Source organism: Chitinophaga sp. 01L420, assembly GCF_056399985.1.
Window position 1 is genome coordinate 243,961 of record NZ_JBFTSK010000004.1, and the last position, 21,752, is coordinate 265,712.

Genomic DNA, 21,752 nt, shown 5'->3' on the forward strand with positions numbered 1-21,752 from the left:
GCGGATGTTTTCTCCGCTGCATTTTTTATTTGTAAGAAGATATTATTACGCGTTACTCCGTGAAAATTCCATGATCTTTTTTCGGTTCCCTACCAGCCATACCACATCTTCCCATTCAAATACGGTTTCAGAAGCAGGGTTCAGGATTTTTTCGCCACCACGGGCAATGCCTACTACCAGGGCTTTTGTTTTTTCCCGGATACCGGAATCGCGGATGCTTTGCCCTTTGAGGCCGTTGTGTTCATCTACTACCAGGCTGGTTAAGCCAATGTTTTCATCTGCCACATCATCACTCCGGTGAACATTCAGGGTATTTACCACGCGGTTAAATTCTTCCAGCTGTGCCTCTGTGCCGATGGCGGTGAGGATGTCATGAGGGAATAATTTTTCATCGCGGGTAGGAGCGTAAATAGTCACATTGCCTCTTTTGATAGCGCCTACGTTGATGCCATATTTTTCACGCAGCTGAAGGTCTATGAGAGGTTTGTCCACCAGGCTTGACCAGGGATCTATTTCTATTTCGGATACCTGAGCATCCCAGGGGAGCAGGTCTGCCGCTGCTGTTTTCTGTGCTGCTGCATCTGCATTTTCGCGTGCATTCAGATTCGCCAGGAAGCGGCGTTCAATACGGTTATAGTATTTCTGCAGCTGTGAACGCAGTACCAGCAACACACAGGCCAATACCATGGCGGTGCCCAGCAATGCCTGCCAGAAAGGGAAGTATTGGTTTACGAGGAAACCCACCAGCAGTACCGCCACAATGTTACGCACTACTTCCACCACCACCAGCGGACCGTGATTGTATTTGGAATCCAGCCACAGCGCCTTGTAAGAGATGCTGGAGATTTTTTGTACCATCAGTGCCCAGATAAATGGCGACATCATCGCAATACCAATGACGACACAAAGTAGTCTTGCACTGAATGTGTTGTTCAGATACTTTATCACAAAAGGTCCGATGTAATAGGTATTCAGCAGGATGATGGCCAGCATGATAACGCTGTTCAGTACAATTACTTTTACGTAACTGCGTAATACAATGCGCCAGTCGCTTTCAGCCTGTAAGGTTTGTGAACTGGCACTATAGCGGTTCAGGGCATTTAACCAGCGTGCAGGAATAATTTTCTCCAGCCAGTTGTATAACGGCACGGAAAACTTAATCATGTAAGGTGTGGTAAAGGTGGTAATGGCGGAAACGCCTACTGCCACGGGGAAAAGGAACTCACTGGTCACGCCCAGGGTAACACCCAGTGTAGCAATGATAAAAGCAAATTCACCCACCTGCGCCATACTCATACCTACCTGTACGGCCTGTTTCAGTGGCTGACCGGATAACAGCGCGCCAATGGTGGTGCTGAGAAATTTACCGGTTAATGTTAATAACGTTATCCACAATACCGGCCATTTATATTCAACAATCATTTCCGGGTTAATGAGCATGCCCACAGACACAAAAAAGATGGCGCCGAATAAATCTTTTACCGGTTGTATCAGGTGTTCTACTTTTTCGGAAGAAGTAGTTTCTGCGATGATAGAGCCCATGATGAACGCGCCCAGTTCTGCAGAGAAACCAACTTTGGTGGCCAGTATTACCATACCCAAACAGAGGGCTATACTTAGTATCAGCAGGGTTTCACTGTTCATGTACTTTTCCATTTTCCGGAGCGCTGTTGGCAGCAGGAAGATGCCTGCGAGAAACCAGATGGCCAGGAAGAACATCAGTTTGGCGATGGTAAATAACATCTCCGTGCCTTCAAACTCCCTGCTCACGGCCATGGTGGATAACAACACCATCATGAGGATGACCACAATATCTTCTATCACCAATACGCCGAATACGATTTTGGTAAAGGACTTTTTCTTGATACCTAATTCTTCAAATGCACGGATAATGATGGTAGTAGAGGAACTGGCGAGTAAGCCGCCGAGAAAAAGACTGTCCATAAAACTCCAGCCCATGAGTTGTCCGGTGAAATAACCGGCAAGGGTGATACAGGCAATTTCTACAAATGCGGTAATGGTGGCGGTGCCTCCTACGCGCATGAGTTTTTTGAAACTGAATTCCAGTCCCAATGAAAATAAAAGGAATATTACGCCGATCTCAGACCATGTTTTTATTCCCGTAGCATCTGCGATGGTAGGAAATAAATGAAAGTTCGGACCAACTAAAAATCCTGCAATGATATACCCTAGCACCATCGGCTGTTTCAGCCTTCTGAATAGTAAAGTAATAACGCCCGCCGCTCCTAATATTAATGCCAGGTCAATGATCAATGATGGTAGATGCATACAGTAAATATCGATTTAAGGTTCGTGTGTTGTACATTTATGGCAATGAGAAATCACTGCACATATGTGTCAGATGCCAGTTTCCGGATCTATGAATATCGCTAATATATCATTTTTCCTGCGGGGAAGCAAGAGAATATTTGGCAGGAGAGAGTAACAATAGTAGAAAATAGTGGTGTACTATATCATATAAGGCAAGCGTCTTATCAGGATTTATCTGGTTTCGCTTTACTTTCTTTATTTAGCTTATCAATAGCTTTTAATACGATTGCAGCCCGGTTAACTGGCACCAATTCAACACTTAATGCTGCTTCCAGTTTTGTAATGGTTTGCAATGTTAGGTTTTCGCTTCCCTGTAGTATTTTGGTGATTTGTTGAGGAGAAACATTCATCCGCTTCGCTAATTCTTTTTTCGTGATATTTAATGCATCCAGGGCATGTAACACAGCGCTGGCAATAGCTCCGGATTTATATAGCCATGCTTTGTTTTCCCTGCGGAAATTTACCCATTCCACAAAGTCGGCCGACTCATCTTCAGTTACCAATGCGTCTAGTTTTTTTCTAAGTTCGCTCATAATATCGTGTTTAAATCTTCAGGGATATAGATGTTGTTTGATTGGAAAAATACTTTTGCCCGTTCCAATTTGTTTAATTCCGCCTGCAGATGTGGTGCCCGCATGTTGTGGGTTAGTTTAATAGCACCACCGGTAATAACAAAACAATTCCTTTCTAATCGCAGTGCATATAGCCTTAACCAGCTTCTTCTTATTTTTCCTTTACTTTTTTGGAGAGAAACTAATCGGTACTCACTGTTGTATAATGGCTGAAATATGAATTGCAGTTCATATTTGCCACCCTGACAATAAGTTAATAGCGCATCTTCAAACTGATCAGCATCAATCATCGTGGTCAATATGGCATCATCAATGCTTAAATCACCCCAGAATCCGTTTTTAAGATCAGTTATATGGCTATTGAAAAAAGTGTACAGCGATTGATGATCTCGCCAGTATTGTCTTACACGTTTATATTCACTCATGCCTGACTGGTCATACTGCAAGGAATATAATCCGCCAGGACTAGTACTGATTGCTGAAGCAAAGATACGTTTTATTTCCATAAAATCAACTTATAGGTTTACTTTTTTTGACAAAAAATACCTGAGTTGCAATGTTGATTTATGGGAAAGGGGAAAGTGAATCAGCGATGAATACTGCCGATAGTTAAAAGTAGTGAAGTTTGATAAAACAAAAAATAAAACGGCTAACAATCTCTTTCAGACTGTATTTGCGCTACATATCTTGATGGTAGTATTCCAAACTGCTTTTGAAAATTCTTGCCGAAATTAGTCAATGAACCAAAGCCGCTCAGCTCTGCTACTTCATTAATTTTATATGCACCGGTAGATAATAATGCCGCTGCTTTTTTGAGACGAGCAATGTTAATTAGTTCATGCGGTGTTAAATCTGATATTGCTTTTATTTTCCGGTAAAAAGTAGGACGGCTCATATTCATGAAATCCGCCAGTTGCTCCACATCCAGGTCCATATTGGTCAGATGCTGATTAATGAGGTCGTGGAGTTTTTCCAGGAATTGTTCATCTGCATTGGTGTTGGCCATGCTGCGCAGATGTACCAGCGGGCTGCTGGCATAATAGGATTTTATTTTATGCCGGTTGCTCAGCAGACTGGCTATTTGTGCCTGCAGAAATTCAGGTGAGAATGGTTTTTCTACGTAAGCATCTGCACCCAGTTCCAGGCCCTCAATTTTGGATTGCAGGGTGTTGCGTGCGGTGAGCAGGATCACAGGAACATGGCTGGACTCCACACCGGATTTAATAATCCGGCATAGTTCAAAGCCATCCATTACCGGCATCATTACATCACTGATCACCAGCTGCACAGGTTGTTCCTGCAATATTTCAAGCGCCGCCGCCCCATGAAGCGCCGTGGCTACTTTATATTTCTCTTCCAGGTCATCAGCGATGAAAGAAAGTATTTCTTCGTTATCATCTACCAACAGTATCAGTGATTTATTTTCCATTTGCTCAGATTAAATTCTATTTCCTGATGAATAGGTAAGGTAAGCGAAAATACATTGAGTCCCGCATCCGCTGTTATCAATTCCAGGCTACCTTTATGCAGTATCGTCAGGGATCTCGACAGCGATAAACCGATGCCGGTGCCAGATTGTTCCGCCGTAGCCTTTACCCGGAAAAAAGGTTCGAATATTTTTTCCTTCATCTCCGGAGGAATAATATACCCGTCATTTTTTACCAGTATGGTAAAGGTAAGATCTCCTTCGGCTACCGGCAACAGGTGTATAGATGCTTTGGTAGCAGCATATTTGATGGCATTGTTAATAAGATTGCCTAATATTTTATGCAATGCTTCTGTATCTACATACGCAAAGAAATGCAGGCTGGATAACTCTATTTTGAAACGGATATTTTTTTGTTCGGCTGCCGGTGTAAAGCGCAGATGGTTTTCTTTCAGCAGATCAGGAATATCAGTGCGCACAAAATTAAGACTGAATCCATTGATCTCCGTTTTACGGAAGTCCAGTAGCTGATTCGTTAAATCCAGCAGACGATCGGTATTACGCTCCATAATCCGCAGGTTCTTTTGTATCAGCGGCACCTCTTCCGATTTGCGGATCACCTTTTCCATAGGCCCTTTGATGAGCGTGAGCGGCGTCCGTATTTCATGCGCCAGGTGAGTGAAGAACTCTATCTTGGCCTGGTACACTTCCTTCTCTTTTTCATGTGCCAGTAATTCCAGTAATCTGTTTTGTTTTTGTAATGCCCGTTGATGGTACCAGCGGATAATGCCATAAATAATACTGCACAGCAGGATCGCATACACCGCATATGCCCAATAGCTGGCCCAGAAAGGAGGCAATATTTTAATGAAAAGTATCCGTGGCGATACACTCCAGCTGCCGCCACTGTTGGCTGCTTTTACCATAAAGCGATAAGTGCCGGGAGATAGTTTGGTAAAATAGACTTTACGGTTGGTTTCTAAATAGGTCCAGTCTTTGTCCAGCCCCTCCATCATATACGCATAGGCCGTCATCTCCGGGGATGTGTAACTGAGTGCCGCAAAGTCAATACTGAATGATGACTGGTCATGCGACAATACTACTGTGTCGGTAAATGATACCGACTTTTTCAGGATATCACCTACCTGTGCTTCTTTGTTAAATACCTGGAAACCGGTAATGTATACAGGTGGCAGGAAGCTATTATGCAGGAAATGATCCGGGTTAAAACGGATCATGCCTTTTACGCCACCAAAGTACATATTGCCACTGCTATCCTGGTAAACGGAATTATAGTTGAACTGATCATTTAGTAATCCATTGGCTTTCGTAAAAACAACTGCCTTCTCCGTCGCCGGAGAAAAACACGCCAGCCCTTTGGACGTGGTCACCCACAGCTGTCCGCGCTTATCCTCCAGGACGCTGAACACCATATTGCTCAGGAAACCCTGGTGGGTATCGTAGGTGGTGAAATTATTTTGTTGCGGATGAAACAAACAAAGACCATCGTCTGTCGCCAGCCACAGGCGATGCTGACTATCCTGAAAGATCCTGTTGGCGCGGTTGTTACTCACACTATGCGGATTGGCTGGATCATGCAGATAGACTCCTTTTTTACCRGTGCGGCGGTTATAATAATATAGTCCATCTCTTACAGTGCCCAGCCAGATAGTGCCTTCATTGTCTTCAAACACCGCGGTATAAAATATATAATCCGGCGCTTCGGTCACCGTATCAAAATCATCACGTTCACGGTTATACTGATATAATCCCCTCGTTGTGCATATCAGGATATCGCCACTACTGGTACGCAGCATACAGTAAATAAAATTGCTGTGTAGTTCATGTGGCTGGCTGCCGGCATTGTAATGCCGGATAAATTTACCGCTGGGAATATCCATGATATCCAGTCCATGTTCGAAAGTGCCTATCCACAAAGAATCTCCGGTAACCAGCAATCCATGGATATTGTTATGTGATAAGCCACTTTGTGGCGGTGGAAGTGTTTTTATATTACGAAACTCACCGGTAGCGGGCGTGAATTTATTCAGACCTCCATCTTCTGTCCCTATCCATAGATGGCCGTAACGATCGTTGTGGATTTCTCTTACGGCATTGCCACTGAGGGAGGCAATACCTGTTTGCGGGAAAAATTTTTCAAAAGAAGTATAGGGCTGCGGAAAATAGTTGATGCCGCCAAAGTAAGTACCCGCCCATATTCCACCTTCTTTATCTTTACAAAAATTATATACTGCATTGTCTGATAAAGAATAAGGGTCGTTGTATTTTTTTTTCAGGTTGATGATTTCCCCGCTTTGAAGATGATAAATATAGATGCCCGATTCTGTGGCTACCCAATATTCATCACGGGTTCGTTGAATAATATCCCGCGCAAATATTTCTGTATGATCAGGTGCGGTAGAGAAAAAATCTTTGTAAGTACGTGTGTGTGTATCAAATAATTTAACGCCCTGTGTATTGGTACAGACCCAGATGGAGTCTTTCCCGATAGCTACAATTTTTTGTACCCAAAACGTACTGCTTTTCGGAGAATGATCAAAGAGGGAATAGCTGATCATTGCATTTTTATGCCTGTCATATACACCTATTTTTCCTTCGGAAGATGCTACCCACAACTGGCCATCACTCCCCATACAAATGGACGATACATCCCGGAAACCGGGAACATCATACAAACTGTCTGTAGCTGTCTGGTAACGGAATAGCCGCCCGCTGGACGTGATCCAGATATCGCCCTGTGTATCTTTGGTAATACTGTGTATGTCTCCATTTGTTCTTTTGTTTAACTCGCGGAATTGTTCACTGTGCGGGTCGTATACATACACGCCTTTATCTGTTCCTACATATAACAGCCCGTTATCATCCTGGAAAAGACTGAGTATAAAATTAGCTCCCAGGCTGCCCGGTTCGTTTGATCTGCGGAATACGCGGAATGTATAGCCATCGAACCGATTTAAGCCATACATGGTGCCAAACCACATAAAGCCCTGCCGGTCCTGTAGTGTACAAATAACCGCGTTATGAGACAATCCGTTCTCTACCTGGTAGTGAATGAAGTTGGCTTCCTGGCTATAAAGTGTTTTGCTCACCAGCAACAGTAAAATATAGTATCTGACTTTTATCATCTGGTCCCGTCCGGATTGTAAAAGCTAAAACTAACAGTTTTTTAGCTAAAAGCTCATTCCCTGTGTCCATCTCCTAAATTGATACAAAAAAGAGAAAGATTGAGATAAATTGGCAAACAAGTAACGATAGGAAGTGTTTTCTTTGGAGAATAGATTTAAGCGTGATTTTTACGCTTATATAGGCCATTTTCTAAATCCATGTTATGAAAAGTAGCCAACTACTTTCGCTGCTATGCCTGTTACTGGTCAGCAGCCTTTGCCACGCGGCTCGGCCTGATACCAGCGGTGTTTTTACCAATCCTTTGCTGGGGAGCGGTCCTGACCCATGGGTGATACAACAGGATGGGATATACTATTATTTAAACACCACCGGCCATAACCTGGTGATACGTAAAACTGCTGCGATGTCTGCCCTTGGGCAAACAAAGGAAGTGGTGATATGGACACCACCAGCCAAAGGCCCTAATGCCAGGGATATCTGGGCGCCGGAGTTACATCGTCTGAATAATAAATGGTACCTGTATTATACCGCAGGATCGTCAGACAGTATACATCCGCAGCATACCTTTGTGCTGGAAAATACCGCTAAAGATCCTACTACCGGTACCTGGACAGATAAAGGACAAATCAGGGATACCGCAGCCAATTACTTTGCTATAGATGGTACCATTTTTACTCATAAAGGCAAAAACTATTTTATCTGGAGTGGGCATAATGGAAAAGATATGGTGCAACGATTATACATCGCCCGCATGGCTAATCCCTGGACACTGACATCTCCGAGAGTGGAAATAGCTGCGCCACAGTATTCATGGGAACAGAATGGCGTAAATGAAGGACCGGAAATACTGAAGAATGCAAAGGGAGAAGTGTTCCTCATCTTTTCCGCCTGCGGTTGCTGGACAGAAAACTATGCACTGGGTATCATGCAGCTCAAACATGGTGCAGACCCGCTGCAACCGCAAAGCTGGACGAAGTCTGCCGAACCTGTGCTGCAAAGTAAACCGGAAAACGGCGCTTACGCACCGGGGCATAATGGCTTTTTTAAATCACCGGATGGAAAAGAGGACTGGATCATCTATCACGCCAATTCCAAAGCAGGAGAGGGCTGCGGACAGCGCAGAAATCCACGTATGCAACGGGTCAACTGGAAAGCCGATGGGAGTCCGGACTTTGGCCTGCCGGTAAAGATAAATACCGCTATTAAAAATCCTTCAGGAGAATAAAATCACTTTAAGTATACATATGAAAAAAACACACTTAATTTTTGCACTTGCGCTCGGACTTGGATGGAATGCCGTGTCGGCACAACAGCAAGCGTGGAAAATGGTTACGGGAAAAATTGCGACTTCCTGGAGTGAACAGGTAACTCCTACTACCACCTTGCCTGAATATCCACGCCCACAGCTGGTACGCGGCAACTGGAAAAATCTGAATGGATTGTGGAATTATGCCATTAAACCTAAAAATGAAGATAAGCCCACTGCATGGGACGGACAGATACTGGTACCCTTTGCTGTAGAATCTGCACTTTCCGGTGTAGGACGTAATGTGGGGAAAGACAATGTATTATGGTATAACACCTCGCTTACACTGCCTTCCGGCATGCAGGGGAAAAAAGTACTGCTGCATTTTGGTGCAGTAGACTGGCGTACTACCGTATACGTGAACGGTCAGGAAGCAGGCAATCATGAAGGTGGTTTTGATCCTTTTACCCTGGATATTACTGCCCTGCTGAAAAAAGGGAAGCAGGATATCGTAGTGCGTGTATGGGATCCTACCGATGAGGGCGTACAGCCAAGAGGTAAGCAGGTGAAGAGACCGGAAGGTATCTGGTATACACCGGTAACAGGCATATGGCAAACAGTATGGGTGGAAGCGGTAGCCGATACTTATATAGCAGGAACCAAACAAACACCGGATATTGACCAGGAAAGCCTGACGATAAATGCCAATATACAAAATGCAAAAGCCGGAGATGTAGTCACAGTAACCGCTTTTGATGGCAGTGCCAAAATCGCCGAAAGTGTGATGAGTGGCGAAAACACCGTATTAAAAATCGCATCGCCCAAACTATGGTCACCGGAATCTCCTTTCCTTTATGATCTAAAGTTAACGGTTATACGTAAAGGAAAAGTGATCGATGAGGTAAAGAGTTACTTCGCGATGCGCAAATCTTCTATTGGAAAAGATGCCAACGGTACGGAACGCATGTTGCTAAACAATCGTTTTGTATTTCAGTTTGGTCCATTGGATCAGGGCTGGTGGCCTGACGGATTATATACTGCCCCTACAGATGAAGCATTGAAATTTGATATTGTGCAAACCAAAGCAATGGGCTTTAATATGATCCGCAAACATATCAAAGTAGAGCCGGCACGTTGGTATTACTACTGCGATCAGTTAGGCATCATGGTATGGCAGGATATGCCAAGCGGCGACCTTGGGAACGGCTGGGAACCCCGTCCGGGTGTAATTGACCGTGGTTCGGATCAGCAACGCTCCGCTGAGTCAGAAGGCTACTACAGAAAAGAATGGAATGCCATCATCGATCATTTATATAATTATCCTTCTATTGTGGTATGGACCCCTTTCAACGAAGCATGGGGACAGTTTAAAACCATGGACATTGCCCAATGGACCATGCAGAAAGATCCTTCCCGCCTGGTGAATACCGCCAGTGGAGGTAACTTCTATCCTGTAGGACATATCATCGATCTGCATAACTATCCGGAACCAGCTATGCCGGATCCGGCAGTGTATGGTGATAAACGCGCTATTGTACTGGGTGAATTCGGTGGACTGGGATTGCCGGTGAACGATCACGTATGGCAGCAGAAAGATAACTGGGGATACCAGAGCTTCAAAAATGCGGAAGATCTTTTTAAACGTTACAGTGGTTTTACCGACAGACTGGAAACGTTGATCAGACAGGGATTGTCAGCTGCAGTATATACACAAACCACAGATGTGGAAGTAGAAACAAACGGCTTAATGACGTATGACCGGAAAGTGCAGAAGATGCCATTGGAAAAATTGAAGGCCGTTCATCAGAAATTGTATAACCCGGCTTTGGTCACCTTAAAACCATAAGAATGAGAAAGCGAAAGTCTACAGGCTTATTTATTCTTTCTGCTTTTTGGGTTGGTATTATCCCGGCGGATGCTATGCATTCGCCGGGCGCCAGGGCTGACACAAACGCATATGTAACGCCGGCATACAAAGCATTGCCACTGGGAGCTGTAAAGCCACAGGATGGCTGCGCCATCAATTGGAGATCATGCGGGATGGCAGCACCGGTCACCTCGATGAAGTATATAATAAGGTGAAAAACGATAATGGCTGGCTGGGAGGAAAAGGTGACGGATGGGAAGAAACACCATCCCAAAGACGACTGGAATTATGGTATTCCTGAAAAAGTTATTCAGTCACCTGCGCAATATCTGCAGGTAAATAATATAAAACCGGTAACAGCAGATTTTGTATGGAACCTGGAGCATGCACCCCTTACTATTACCACTACCGGTAAAAAGAATCCGGAATGGAAGCTGGTGGATGATGTAGCACCTCAACCCGTTACTGATAGAAATGGCGTATACAAAGGCAAAGTAAGTGATAAAGAAGAAATAATCACCCTGGTACCATATGGTTGTACCAAGGTAAGAATAGTAGCATTCCCCGTAGTAAAGTAAGAAGATAGCACCATCAACCAAAGAAACAGTTATGTAAGCCTGATAAATTTAAAAGACCACAAAAAATAGTTATGAAAAAACGATTACGTATCCGGGATCTGATCCGGAAAGTAATACTGGCCGGCCCATGCCTGCACTTAACAGTATACCTGCTCTTTGCTTCGCTCATGGCGCACGGAGCTCCCACAGATATTAACATTACCGGTAAGGTAACAGATGAGCAGGGAGCTGCGCTACCTGGTGTCACGATCAGCATAAAAGGTACCGCCAGGGGGACATCTACGAATGCAAATGGTAGCTACCAGCTTTCTGTACCAGACAAAAATGCGGTCCTGGTGTTTTCATTTGTTGGCTATATAAAGCAGGAAATTCCAGTAGGAGAAAAAAAAGAAGTGAATGTGCGGTTGCTCACAGATAGCAAAGGACTAGGTGAAGTAATTGTGGTAGGTTATGGCACCCAGAAAAAGGAATCTGTTACCGGTGCTATTTCCGGTGTTACCAGTAAAGACCTGGAAAGAGTACATGCTTCTACAGTAAGCGCTACACTGGCGGGTAAAATACCTGGTGTTTCTTTCCGTATGCCGGACGGCAGACCTGGTGCCAGCGCCAATATTCAAATCCGTAATTTTGGTAACGCCCTGTATGTAATTGATGGTATTCAGAAAGATGCAGGTCAGTTCAATAATATTTCCCCTAATGATATAGAAAGTATCACCGTCCTGAAAGACGCCTCTGCCGCCATTTATGGCGTAAGGGCGGCGAATGGCGTGGTAGTGGTTACTACCAAAAGAGGAAAACCAGGTAGTGGTAACGCTATTAACGTTGACGCATATACGGGATGGCAAAACTGGTCCCGGTTTCCTAAAACAGTGAACGCTTATGAATGGATGTTGGGTAAAGCAGATGCGGAAATGAATGCCGAAGATCCCAGAACAGATATCACCAAAGCAGAACTGGAGAAATGGAAAGCCGGTACGGAAAAAGGATACCAGAGCTTTGACTGGTACGATTTCATCATAAAGAAAAATGCGCCGCAGCATTCCATCAACGTAAACGCCACCGGTGGATCGGAAAATATCAACTATTATTTGTCTGTTACCCGCCTGGATCAGAAGTCTGTATTGGGAAGGGAATTTGATTTTAATCGCACCAACATCCAAAGTAATGTGGATGCTAAAATCACCAAACGGCTTAAGGTAGGGGTACAGATCAACGGACGTATTGAGGAACGGGATAACCCCGGAGTACCCGGCGGAGATGACTACTGGGCGCCACGTTTTGCGCTGTTTCGTAACAGACCTACAGAAAGACCGTATGCGAACGACAACCCATTATATCCTAATGATATTGGCCATAATACGGAGAACTGGGCGGTACAATCCAAAGCCATCTCCGGCTATTGGACCGAAGACTGGCGAGTGCTGCAAACCAACTTTAATGGCACCTACGAAACACCCATTAAGGGACTGACCTTAAAAGGCATGTATTCCTATTACTACGCGGACAAGCTGATGAACGGCCACGAATATACGTACGACACGTATACCTATCATGCAGACAATGATACCTATGAACGTACAGGTGGTAGCTCCAATCCATGGCGCGAACGCGGTACGCATAAGGTGCTGGAGAATGTACTGCAGGGACAGGTGAACTATAACAATACCTTCGGCAAACATACCATTGGCGCTACTTTCGTGTCAGAGAGAATTAAACGCCGGGAACTGGATGTATGGGTGCATGCCGTGCCTAAAAGCAATGTGCTGCCATTGATCCAGTTTTCTGATATGGACACCTACAATGACGCCGACTGGACCGAAGCGCGGATTGGCTACATCGGCCGTTTTAACTATTGTTTCAGCGATAAGTATTTCCTGGAAGTCGCCGGACGCTATGACGGCTCCTGGAAATTCGCACCGGATAAAAGGTGGGGCTTCTTCCCTTCTGTTTCTGCCGGATGGCGGTTGACGGAAGAATCGTTCTTCAAGAAATGGTTAGGTAGTAATAGCATCCTCACGGAATTGAAAGTCCGTGGTTCTTATGGAGAACTGGGTGATGATGATATTGGTATAGGGGCATACGATTACCTCCCTGGATATACCTATGCTACTTCTACCGTGATACTGGATGGTACTGTAATTAAAGGTTCCCGTGATAAAGGCGTACCTAATAACCGCCTCTCCTGGTTTGTCAGCAAGATCGCGGATGTGGGGCTCGACTACCAGTTGTGGAATGGTAAAGTATACGGCTCCCTCGATTTCTTTAACCGTAAACGTTCCGGGCTTCGTGGCCGCAAGTATGATGTGCTGGTGCCCAGTGAACTCGGCTACAGTTTACCGGATGAAAACGTAAACAGTGATCAGCAGAAAGGCGGAGAATTTTCTGCTGCCTATACTGCCAATGTAGGTAAAGTGAATTTTGTGGTTGGTGGTAACGTGTCTTATTCAAGGAGTAAATTCCTGGAATCTTATAAACCGGTATGGGGTAATTCACTGGATCATTACCGCTCTTCTATTGAAAACAGGTGGAATAATATTTACTGGGGATATGAAGCCATCGGGCAGTTCCAGTCTCAGGAAGAGATCAATAAGTATCCTGTTAACGTAGATGGAAAGGGAAACAAAACATTGTTGCCTGGTGATATTATTTATAAGGATTTAAACGGTGATAATGTGATTGATGGTTATGATGAAAGACCCATCGGATACCAGACAACGGGTAATCCTACGGTGAACTTTGGTTTTAACCTGGGGGTAAGATGGAATGGATTTGATTTTGCAGCCGACTTCTCCGGTGGCTCTATGTATTCGTATAATCAAAACTGGGAAATGAGATGGCCTTTCCAGAATGGAGGTAATCTGCTGAAACAGTTTTATGATGACCGTTGGCATCGGGAAGATCCTTTTGATGTAAACAGTAAATGGATACCCGGAAAAAATCCGCCTTTACGATTCAATAAAGGAGATCACAGTAACTACAACAAAGCGTCTACTTTCTGGTTGCATAATGTGCATTATATACGGCTGCGTACCATGGAACTGGGTTATTCCATTCCCCAAAAACTGCTCGACAGAGTGAAGTTTAAGAAGGCCAGGATATATATCAACACCTATAACCTGTTTTCATTGGATAATGTGAAGGACCTGGGTATAGAGCCGGAGATAACGGATGAAAACGGGTTGCAGTATCCGCAGAATAAGCTGGTGAATATTGGGCTGAACCTTACTTTTTAAGTAATAAATAGAATCGTTATGAAAAAGAGTTTGTTATATATATGTCTGGCTGTATTTGCTGTAAATGCAGGGTGTAATGATAAAGATTTCCTCAGTGTTGCACCTTCCAATGTATTGCAGAATGATCAGCTATGGAATGATGAAGGATTAATACTGTCTGTGTTGGCCGATTTGTATGACCGGTATCCGGATCGTCAGACTGATGCCAACGCCACAGGCATTCCTTCTATGGTGACGCAAACCATAGATAACTGGGGTGAATTTGCACGATTTGACGAAGCGTTTGCTTCAGAGAACGGACAGTACTGGCGGCATGGCACTACGGAGTATGATTATGTATTTCCGGGGATGATAGCCAGGAATACCGGAGAAATTACTTATTGGGACTATGCCTATATCAGGGAGTTGAATATTTTCATCGAAAAATGTGGTACTTCCACCAAGCTGAAAGCAGATGTAAAGAACCGGTTTATTGCAGAAGCACGCTACCTGAGAGCCGTGGTATATTTTGAAGAGGTAAAAAGAGTAGGAGGCGTACCACTGGTGCTAAAGCCTATGGAATATAATTATGAAGGTGACCCTGCTTACCTGCAGCATCCGCGGGCAAAGGAATCTGAAATATATGATTTCGTGATCAGTGAAATGGATACCGTGAAGAAATACCTGCCCGTTAGTCCGATTAGCAAAACCCGCGCTACCGTGGGCCTGGCATTAGCTACCAAGGTAAGGGCTGCATTGTATGCAGGTGCTATTGCAAAATATGGTGTTACAACGCCGCAGGTAACTTTACCAGGGGGAGAAGTAGGTATCCCTGCCTCCGCCGCCAACGGATATTACACTACAGCGCTGAAGGCAGCACAGGAGCTGATCAGCAGTGGTACTTACTCCCTGTATAAAAAGAACAGTGATAATCTTACGCAAAACTTTATCAGTCTCTTTATCGATAAAGGATCAAATCCTGAAGTGATTTTTGCAAAGGATTTTAAACTGCAAAGCGGAAGAGTGCAGCCATGGACGTTATGGAGCCAGCCACGTTCCAATGCGGAAGAGCAGCAGGGCGGCCGCTTAAATCCATCGTTGAACCTGGTGCAGTCGTTTGAATTACTCGATAATACTTTTGCGCCATTGCCCACCAACGCAGCAAGTGGAGGCTATGTATATTATAATGATCCACTGGACCTGTTTGCCAATAGAGATCCACGTTTAGCCGCGACCGTTATTTTGCCCGGCGCTGAATTTAAAGACAAGAAAGTAGATATTTGGGCAGGATATATGTTGAAAGACGGAAAGATCATCACCGGAGATAATTTCGGAGCTAAGGGAAAGCTGGAGCCGAATGGTCCGGATGTGCAGGTAGTAGGTTACGATGGGCCGGTTAATAATCTTGAGTTCAGTGCGCAGTCTGGTTTTATTATCCGGAAGTATATGGACCCTACCGTAGGTTCGGGCCGCATTGGTACACAGAGTGAGGTATGGTGGATCAGGTATCGTTATGGGGAAGTATTGCTGAATGCGGCAGAAGCAGCCTTTGAACTGGGACAGCGCGATGTAGCCGCCGGTTATATGAATCAGGTACGTGAACGGGCAGGGTTTAAAATTCCATTGACAGCCGCAGATATTACTTTCGACCGGATTGTACATGAAAGAAAAGTAGAACTGGCTTTTGAAGGGCATGAGTTCTGGGATATGAAGCGCTGGCGTTTGGCGCATAAAGTGTGGAATGGGGTAAAGACCAACCTGACCACACAGCCAGGAAAAAGTGATGAGTCCAGCACCAGGGTATTTGCTTTGTGGCCGTATAAAGTATATGACCCGGGAAGTCCCAATAATGGCAAGTACGTTTTTAAACAGGTATTACCAGGTGCCGTTACCTCCGCACATTTATTCCGCCTCGGTAATTATTATGCGGCTATCGGAGATGATATCAGGAACAACAATCCTAAAATTGTGAAGAATCCCAACCAGTAAAACGATGTATTATGAGAACTAATATTCAGTATACTTTATTCATGTTGGCAGGCATCTTTTTAACTTCCTGCAAAAAAGATAATTATAAAGCGCCTGCCAGTACATTCAGTGGGAGACTGGTATACCAGGGAGAACCGGTGAATGTAAGTTACAACGATGTGTATTTTGAATTGTGGGAGCCGGGTTGGGGAAAGCGTACGCCTATTAACGTTAGTGTAAGTCAGGATGGTAAATTTTCAGCCTTATTATTTGATGCGGCGTACAAGCTGGTTATTCCTGCTGCGCAGGGGCCATTTCGTTCGCTGACGGATAAAACCACCAATTCAGATACTATTCCGTTAACAATTTCGGGTAGTCTCACACGTGATATAGAAGTATTGCCTTACTATATGATCCGCACGCCGAAGTTTGTTGCCACCGGCAGAAAGCTGACCGCGACGTTCGCGGCAGAGCAGATCATTAAAGATGCGAATGCCCGTAATATTGAGCGGGTATCGCTCTATGTGTGTAAAACGCAGTTTGTGGATGGGCGCAACAGTATCGCCACGAAGGACCTGAATGGTGGCAGTATTACGGATCCTGCGGGTATCAGTTTACAGGTAGATGTACCTGCAACGGTGCCCGAACAGAAAACAGTCTTTGCCCGTGTAGGGTTAAAAATTGCCGGTGTAGAAGATATGATCTATTCGCCGGTACAGGAAATTACTTTGTAAAGGATGATGAATATTGACACGGTCCTCTGGTTTTCCGGAGGACTTTTTTATGCACCTATCTACACATGTAGCCACCTTATTTAGAGCCCTTTCTGGCCCGTTTACGAATGTCATGCAATTGTGCAGTGATGGTTTCATGCAGGATATCGATCAGCCGTTTAACCGCCGGAGAAGGCGTTTTTTTGTGCGTGAGCATAAACACTGCAACATCCGGCAAAGGAGGTAAGCCGCTGGAGGGCGTTAATGCGATACAGCCTGCCGGCATGCCTATTTCGGTACGGATAGTAATACCCAGTCCTGCCTGGGCGGCGGCCCACATACCTGCTACGCTGCCGCTGGTGAGTGCAGGGCGCCAGGTACGTTTCACTTTTTCCAGTGCTGCCAGCCCGGTAGTGCGGAACAGGCAAGGGGCTTCAAACAGTAGTAGCGGTAAAGGTTGCTGTAATGCTGCTGTACTAATGGTACCACTTATCCACCGGATAGGAAGGGTGCCTACTGGCAGGGCATCTTCGGGCGTATCTTTTCCAAAGGAGATGATGACATCGAGTTTGCCACTCTGCAGGAGCTTTGCCAGCACTGCTTGTCGTTCCAGTGTGACTTCAATTTCCATTTGCGGATGTATGGCGGCGAAGCGGGCCAGCGCTACGGGAAGGCCACTCTCTGCAAAATCTGCCGGTAGTCCCAGTCTTACTCTTCCTGCTATATGTGTAGCCGTTAGCGCGGTAATAGCCTGTTGGTTGATCTCCAGCATCTGCCGCGCATAGCCGAGTAGCATTTCTCCATTAGCGGTTAACCGCCAGCCCCGGCCCTGCTTCAAAAACAGCTGCTGTCCCGTGATTTCTTCCAGCCGCTGCATTTGCAGGCTCACGGCAGACTGGGAGCGGGCCACCTGGTCTGCCGCCCGGGCAAAACTATCCAGATCCACCGCCAGCACAAAGGTGCGCAGCAAATCGAGTTCCAGCAGGTCTGTTATCATAGTTTAGTTTTATTAAAGTGTGGTGTTAAATGTTTCAATATTGCAAATGTATTAAAGGTTGGTAAGTTTGTGGTGAAATATTCTTTCGTATGAAAAAATTACTATTCATCATGTCCGTATTAACAACAGGCAGCGCTGCGGCACAAACTCCGCCCGCACGTAAACAACTGTTACAGCAAATACTACCGGCAACCACCGTAGAGGAAGTACGGATGGATGAAATCACTTTTGCACCCGGACAGGGTGCCCCGGTACATCATCATCCATGTGAGGTGTATGGTTATATTGTATCCGGTGAAATATTGTATCAGCCCGCCGGAGAAGCTGCGGTGCTGCTGCATGCCGGCGATGCTTTCCGCGAAACCGCCGGTAGGGAAATCACCCTCTTCAAAAATGCACAGGACGACAAACCAGCCACGTTTGTAGCGGTTTACCTGTTAAAGAAAGATCAACCTGCTATCATCATTAAAAAATAAATTATGCCTTTCGTACAAATTTATCTCGGTCATCATCTCACCGCTGCCAATAAAAAAGATATTTCCCTTTCGGTACATCAAAGCCTGGAGGAACATTTCAACATCCCCGCAGATGACTATTTTCAGGTAATCCATACCATGCAGCCAGGAGATATCCTGTACCCGGACAGCTACTTTGATGTGCCGCACACAGACAACCTGATGTATATACGCATTACTGCAAGAGCCGGCAGAACGGTGGAACAGAAGCAGGCATTATATAAAAGTATTGCCACCCGCATAGCGGCTGCTACGCCCGTGAGTGCGGATGATGTAGTGATTATCCTGGTGGAAAATGATTTGGCTGGTTGGTCATTTGGCCGAGGAGAAGCGCAGATGGTGGCGAAGTAAAAGATGTTTGTGTGGAGCGGCAACGCTCCACACAAACATCTTTGTTATTTTAGTGAGCTGCTTTTTTATAGTGCAGTTCCAGCACGCTGCTGCTGTAAGTTTTGGTAGCGCTTAGCTTAAACACTTTTTCCATCGGTATTCCACCGAACAACGGTAACCCATCTCCCAATACCACCGGTATTACATGGAGGATCATTTCATCTATCAGGTCTGCCCGTAATAGCGCACCATTCAGCTGTCCGCCTCCTGCCAGCCAGATATCTTTCCCGTCCGCTTTTTTCAGCCCGGCTACAAATTCAATGATGTCTCTGCTAATGAATTGCACAAACTCCGTATTCACATGTATGCTATCGCGTGTAAAAACATAATTGGTTTTATCAGGGTAAGGGTATGTTTCACTGAGTGTCAGTACATCTTTATACGTATTGTTACCCATCAGCGTGGTGTCGATAGTAGCCAGGAATTCCGCATAACCGTAGTCGGTTCCCTCGGGATTGGGGAATCCGGTGAGCCATTCTATTTTTCCTTCCCTGGTAGCAATGTATCCGTCCAGGCTGACCGCAGTATAGATTTTGATTTTCCGCATGTTTTTTACGAAGGTGAGGTATTGGACGATAGGAAAATTGTACAAAATTTCCAGTTGTTTTGATTAGTGGAAAGTAAGTGTGAGAAATGGTTGTGAGAGATGATAGGGTGATAAAAAATATCTGTACCAATGGTTTTTCGTGTCCGGCAAGATATTATTTTTGAGAAATTTTAAGGATATGGATCTTTCAGGATGGCAGCAGGTATTGGCCCAATTGAATACGATGAGCAATATGTTGGAAGCATTGGAGTTGAAATTGAATGTAGTGGACATCCGGGTAGATTTGATGGAGACCCGGTTTGACTACCGTTTTGATCTGATAGATGAACACCTGGCATTTATAAATGACCGCGGGATTACATAAATATCGTATTCGGAAAGGTCGCATGCACCCGTTGTTCCCTCACCGCTGATCTGTATGCGGACGGCGTCATCCCGGCAAATGCTTTAAACACGCGGATAAAATGCGCCTGATCATAAAACCCATTATTATAAGCCACCGTGGTTAACGGCGTTTCTGGTGCAGCTGCTATTTGTGTCACTGCGGCATTCACCAAAGAGAGCTGTGTATATTTTTTCGGCGGCATGCCCAGAATGGTGCCACTGGTTTGAATATATTTTTTAAAAGAAATCAGTTTATCGGAAATATGTGATTTGATAGATCCTTTATGCAAGGATGGTTGCTGTTGCAGGGCCAGGATTTCTTCTGGAATAATATGAGGCCGGGCCATGTGCAACAGGAATTTTTCCAGGACACGGATTTTTTCCGTGGGAGCAGGCGTTGCTTCCAGTTCTGTGATTAAAGGCTGCGCTGCCTCTCCCCAAATGGCTTGTAGTGTTAGTGGTTGTCGGTTTAATTTTGCAGCAGAAAAACTAAATAGACGATAGAGGCCAAATGGCTTCAGCATAATACCGAGTGCGGCATAATGCCCCTGTGCCCTGGTAACGGTAGGCTGGGAAAGCACACCAGTGAGGCCACCGGCGCGGGGATAACTAAATCTTTGCTGCTGCTGATTAGTAATAGAAAGATGTGCTCCAAAATTAATAATCAGCTCCTGGTGCAGAAAGGGAATGTTATAGGCTTTTAATTGCACAATTGCGGCCTCATGATACCAGATATAATCGATGGCTTCACGTAAATCATTTTTTGGTATGTATATGTGCGCATTCATGCATCACAAAAATACGGATTCCGCTACCGGATTTTACATTTTTTAATGATGACCCAATAATCAATATCAGCGTAATGAGCGCTGAAGGAAATTAATCAGTAAATTGGGCCTTAATCGGGTAGGCATGGAAACGGTTACAACAGAGAAAATTTTACCCCGCTGGCAGTTATTTCTGCTTTCTTTTAAAGACGCATATAAGGAGCTACAAGCGAATGACCCACTGCGTATGGYAGGAGCAACGGCATTTTTTACCACATTTGCTTTGCCTGCCATTCTTATTATTATCATACAACTGTTACGTATTATTTTCCGGATACAACATCCCGGTAAGCGGTTGATGGTACAGTTGGAAGGTATGTTTGGTGTAGAAACTACGGAGGCTATCCTGCAAACGCTGAGGGCGTTCCGGAGCATTGCACAAAACTGGATTATCGCCATCTGCGGTTTTATTTTTTTACTATTTGTAGCCACCACACTCTTTAAAATTATTAAAGGTTCGCTCAATGAATTGTGGAAAGTAAGAGCTATTCACAAAGAGAACTTCGGTCAGATCATGTTGTCCCGGCTGAAAGCGGTGCTGGTCATTATTTTTGCCGGCATATTATTTATCATTGACCTGGTAGCCGAAGCAGCCCGCATTTTTCTGGGCAAGTACGTTACGCTGTATGTACCGGCGTTGGGTATTTATTATGACAGTGCACTCAATTACGTTATCTCTATCATCATCGTTACCATTTGGTTTTTCCTGGTCTTCAATTTTTTACCGGATGGACGCCCGCAGTGGAAAGTAGGGATCACCGGCGCATTGGTAACCAGTATCCTTTTTAATATCGGTAAAGCTATCCTGAAGGTAATGCTCACCTATAGCAGTATCAACAGCATCTATGGCGCTTCGGCATCTATCGTTTTACTACTGTTGTTTATGTTTTATTCCTCATTGATCTTTTATTTCGGGGCTTGTTTCACGGACTCCTGGGGAGCCCGTACGGACCGGCCCGTACATCCCCTGCACAACGCCAGCCGATATGAAATTACGGTAGCGGAAGAGTAATCCTGAATAAAGACAAAATC

The 21,752-nt window shown here is 44.9% G+C and carries 19 protein-coding genes; 11 read left to right on the forward strand and 8 right to left on the reverse strand.

The genetic code is table 11. The features are described 5' to 3' along the window. Window positions 1-45 precede the first annotated feature (45 nt). The 5 genes from AC1DP6_RS06270 to AC1DP6_RS06290 form a co-directional block, all read right to left on the reverse strand. Window positions 46-2,289: a monovalent cation:proton antiporter family protein gene (locus AC1DP6_RS06270; RefSeq protein ID WP_477054060.1), complete on the reverse strand. Its 2,244-nt coding sequence runs from the start codon at window positions 2,287-2,289 to the stop codon at window positions 46-48. Between the two features lie 206 nt (window positions 2,290-2,495). After that, window positions 2,496-2,864, reverse strand: a complete 369-nt coding sequence (locus tag AC1DP6_RS06275) for a helix-turn-helix transcriptional regulator (protein WP_477054061.1) — start codon at window positions 2,862-2,864, stop codon at window positions 2,496-2,498. Next, window positions 2,861-3,409, reverse strand: a complete 549-nt coding sequence (locus tag AC1DP6_RS06280) for a hypothetical protein (RefSeq protein ID WP_477054062.1) — start codon at window positions 3,407-3,409, stop codon at window positions 2,861-2,863. The genes AC1DP6_RS06275 and AC1DP6_RS06280 overlap by 4 nt, the downstream gene beginning before the upstream one ends. Window positions 3,410-3,552: 143 nt before the next feature. After that, complete coding sequence (locus AC1DP6_RS06285) at window positions 3,553-4,332, reverse strand: response regulator transcription factor (protein WP_477054063.1); 780 nt, start codon at window positions 4,330-4,332, stop codon at window positions 3,553-3,555. Beyond that, a complete protein-coding gene (locus tag AC1DP6_RS06290) occupies window positions 4,314-7,475 on the reverse strand; it encodes a ligand-binding sensor domain-containing protein (protein WP_477054064.1) in 3,162 nt (1,053 codons plus the stop codon). The genes AC1DP6_RS06285 and AC1DP6_RS06290 overlap by 19 nt, the downstream gene beginning before the upstream one ends. A gap of 203 nt (window positions 7,476-7,678) precedes the next feature. Here AC1DP6_RS06290 and AC1DP6_RS06295 point away from each other — a divergent pair, with 203 nt between their 5' ends. The 7 genes from AC1DP6_RS06295 (at window position 7,679) to AC1DP6_RS06325 (ending at window position 17,081) form a co-directional block, all read left to right on the forward strand. After that, the gene (locus AC1DP6_RS06295) at window positions 7,679-8,701 is read left to right on the forward strand and encodes a glycoside hydrolase family 43 protein (protein ID WP_477054065.1); all 1,023 of its coding nucleotides are present in this window, start codon (window positions 7,679-7,681) and stop codon (window positions 8,699-8,701) included. Window positions 8,702-8,720: 19 nt separating this feature from the next. After that, a complete protein-coding gene (locus AC1DP6_RS06300) occupies window positions 8,721-10,568 on the forward strand; it encodes a glycoside hydrolase family 2 protein (RefSeq protein WP_477054066.1) in 1,848 nt (615 codons plus the stop codon). A 2-nt stretch (window positions 10,569-10,570) separates the two neighbouring features. Beyond that, window positions 10,571-10,804 carry a hypothetical protein gene (locus tag AC1DP6_RS06305; protein ID WP_477054067.1) on the forward strand — a complete coding sequence of 78 codons (234 nt, stop codon included), beginning with the start codon at window positions 10,571-10,573 and terminating at the stop codon, window positions 10,802-10,804. Between the two features lie 9 nt (window positions 10,805-10,813). After that, on the forward strand, window positions 10,814-11,167 hold the full coding sequence (locus AC1DP6_RS06310; protein ID WP_477054068.1) for a hypothetical protein: 354 nt from the start codon (window positions 10,814-10,816) through the stop codon (window positions 11,165-11,167). A gap of 71 nt (window positions 11,168-11,238) precedes the next feature. Next, window positions 11,239-14,400 carry a SusC/RagA family TonB-linked outer membrane protein gene (locus tag AC1DP6_RS06315; protein ID WP_477054069.1) on the forward strand — a complete coding sequence of 1,054 codons (3,162 nt, stop codon included), beginning with the start codon at window positions 11,239-11,241 and terminating at the stop codon, window positions 14,398-14,400. An 18-nt stretch (window positions 14,401-14,418) separates the two neighbouring features. Then, window positions 14,419-16,368 carry a RagB/SusD family nutrient uptake outer membrane protein gene (locus AC1DP6_RS06320; protein ID WP_477054070.1) on the forward strand — a complete coding sequence of 650 codons (1,950 nt, stop codon included), beginning with the start codon at window positions 14,419-14,421 and terminating at the stop codon, window positions 16,366-16,368. 11 nt (window positions 16,369-16,379) lie between these two features. Then, window positions 16,380-17,081 (forward strand): DUF3823 domain-containing protein, encoded by a 702-nt coding sequence (locus tag AC1DP6_RS06325; protein WP_477054071.1) that lies wholly within the window; start codon window positions 16,380-16,382, stop codon window positions 17,079-17,081. A gap of 76 nt (window positions 17,082-17,157) precedes the next feature. Here AC1DP6_RS06325 and AC1DP6_RS06330 read toward each other — a convergent pair whose 3' ends face one another. Further along, window positions 17,158-18,057, reverse strand: coding sequence for a LysR substrate-binding domain-containing protein (locus AC1DP6_RS06330; RefSeq protein ID WP_477054072.1), 900 nt, complete (start codon window positions 18,055-18,057; stop codon window positions 17,158-17,160). A gap of 89 nt (window positions 18,058-18,146) precedes the next feature. Here AC1DP6_RS06330 and AC1DP6_RS06335 point away from each other — a divergent pair, with 89 nt between their 5' ends. Together AC1DP6_RS06335 and AC1DP6_RS06340 are read left to right on the forward strand one after the other, a co-directional pair. Next, window positions 18,147-18,533 carry a cupin domain-containing protein gene (locus tag AC1DP6_RS06335; protein ID WP_477054073.1) on the forward strand — a complete coding sequence of 129 codons (387 nt, stop codon included), beginning with the start codon at window positions 18,147-18,149 and terminating at the stop codon, window positions 18,531-18,533. 3 nt (window positions 18,534-18,536) lie between these two features. After that, the gene (locus AC1DP6_RS06340; RefSeq protein WP_477054074.1) at window positions 18,537-18,923 is read left to right on the forward strand and encodes a tautomerase family protein; all 387 of its coding nucleotides are present in this window, start codon (window positions 18,537-18,539) and stop codon (window positions 18,921-18,923) included. A gap of 49 nt (window positions 18,924-18,972) precedes the next feature. On the opposite strand, the gene AC1DP6_RS06345 is transcribed toward AC1DP6_RS06340, so the two are convergent. Continuing rightward, window positions 18,973-19,509 (reverse strand): dihydrofolate reductase family protein, encoded by a 537-nt coding sequence (locus AC1DP6_RS06345; protein WP_477054075.1) that lies wholly within the window; start codon window positions 19,507-19,509, stop codon window positions 18,973-18,975. 178 nt (window positions 19,510-19,687) lie between these two features. On the opposite strand from AC1DP6_RS06345, the gene AC1DP6_RS06350 reads away from it, so the two are divergent. Then, window positions 19,688-19,873 carry a hypothetical protein gene (locus tag AC1DP6_RS06350; protein ID WP_441572074.1) on the forward strand — a complete coding sequence of 62 codons (186 nt, stop codon included), beginning with the start codon at window positions 19,688-19,690 and terminating at the stop codon, window positions 19,871-19,873. On the opposite strand, the gene AC1DP6_RS06355 is transcribed toward AC1DP6_RS06350, so the two are convergent. Continuing rightward, entirely contained in the window at window positions 19,866-20,681 is an 816-nt protein-coding gene (locus AC1DP6_RS06355) for a helix-turn-helix domain-containing protein (RefSeq protein WP_477054076.1), read from the reverse strand. The two genes, AC1DP6_RS06350 and AC1DP6_RS06355, sit on opposite strands and share 8 nt — an antisense overlap. Window positions 20,682-20,805: 124 nt before the next feature. Between AC1DP6_RS06355 and AC1DP6_RS06360 the strand changes: the two genes are divergently transcribed. Beyond that, on the forward strand, window positions 20,806-21,732 hold the full coding sequence (locus AC1DP6_RS06360; protein ID WP_477054077.1) for a YihY/virulence factor BrkB family protein: 927 nt from the start codon (window positions 20,806-20,808) through the stop codon (window positions 21,730-21,732). The last annotated feature ends 20 nt before the right edge of the window (window positions 21,733-21,752 follow it).

Excerpts from the sequence above, each read along its gene's own strand:
- AC1DP6_RS06270 (WP_477054060.1), bottom strand. The coding sequence starts at position 2,289 with ATGCATCTACCATCATTGATCATTGACCTGGCATTAATATTAGGAGCG.
- AC1DP6_RS06275 (WP_477054061.1), bottom strand. The coding sequence starts at position 2,864 with ATGAGCGAACTTAGAAAAAAACTAGACGCATTGGTAACTGAAGATGAG.
- AC1DP6_RS06280 (WP_477054062.1), bottom strand. The coding sequence starts at position 3,409 with ATGGAAATAAAACGTATCTTTGCTTCAGCAATCAGTACTAGTCCTGGC.
- AC1DP6_RS06285 (WP_477054063.1), bottom strand. The coding sequence starts at position 4,332 with ATGGAAAATAAATCACTGATACTGTTGGTAGATGATAACGAAGAAATA.
- AC1DP6_RS06295 (WP_477054065.1), top strand. The coding sequence starts at position 7,679 with ATGAAAAGTAGCCAACTACTTTCGCTGCTATGCCTGTTACTGGTCAGC.
- AC1DP6_RS06300 (WP_477054066.1), top strand. The coding sequence starts at position 8,721 with ATGAAAAAAACACACTTAATTTTTGCACTTGCGCTCGGACTTGGATGG.
- AC1DP6_RS06305 (WP_477054067.1), top strand. The coding sequence starts at position 10,571 with ATGAGAAAGCGAAAGTCTACAGGCTTATTTATTCTTTCTGCTTTTTGG.
- AC1DP6_RS06310 (WP_477054068.1), top strand. The coding sequence starts at position 10,814 with ATGGCTGGCTGGGAGGAAAAGGTGACGGATGGGAAGAAACACCATCCC.
- AC1DP6_RS06315 (WP_477054069.1), top strand. The coding sequence starts at position 11,239 with ATGAAAAAACGATTACGTATCCGGGATCTGATCCGGAAAGTAATACTG.
- AC1DP6_RS06320 (WP_477054070.1), top strand. The coding sequence starts at position 14,419 with ATGAAAAAGAGTTTGTTATATATATGTCTGGCTGTATTTGCTGTAAAT.
- AC1DP6_RS06325 (WP_477054071.1), top strand. The coding sequence starts at position 16,380 with ATGAGAACTAATATTCAGTATACTTTATTCATGTTGGCAGGCATCTTT.
- AC1DP6_RS06330 (WP_477054072.1), bottom strand. The coding sequence starts at position 18,057 with ATGATAACAGACCTGCTGGAACTCGATTTGCTGCGCACCTTTGTGCTG.
- AC1DP6_RS06335 (WP_477054073.1), top strand. The coding sequence starts at position 18,147 with ATGAAAAAATTACTATTCATCATGTCCGTATTAACAACAGGCAGCGCT.
- AC1DP6_RS06340 (WP_477054074.1), top strand. The coding sequence starts at position 18,537 with ATGCCTTTCGTACAAATTTATCTCGGTCATCATCTCACCGCTGCCAAT.
- AC1DP6_RS06345 (WP_477054075.1), bottom strand. The coding sequence starts at position 19,509 with ATGCGGAAAATCAAAATCTATACTGCGGTCAGCCTGGACGGATACATT.
- AC1DP6_RS06350 (WP_441572074.1), top strand. The coding sequence starts at position 19,688 with ATGGATCTTTCAGGATGGCAGCAGGTATTGGCCCAATTGAATACGATG.
- AC1DP6_RS06355 (WP_477054076.1), bottom strand. The coding sequence starts at position 20,681 with ATGAATGCGCACATATACATACCAAAAAATGATTTACGTGAAGCCATC.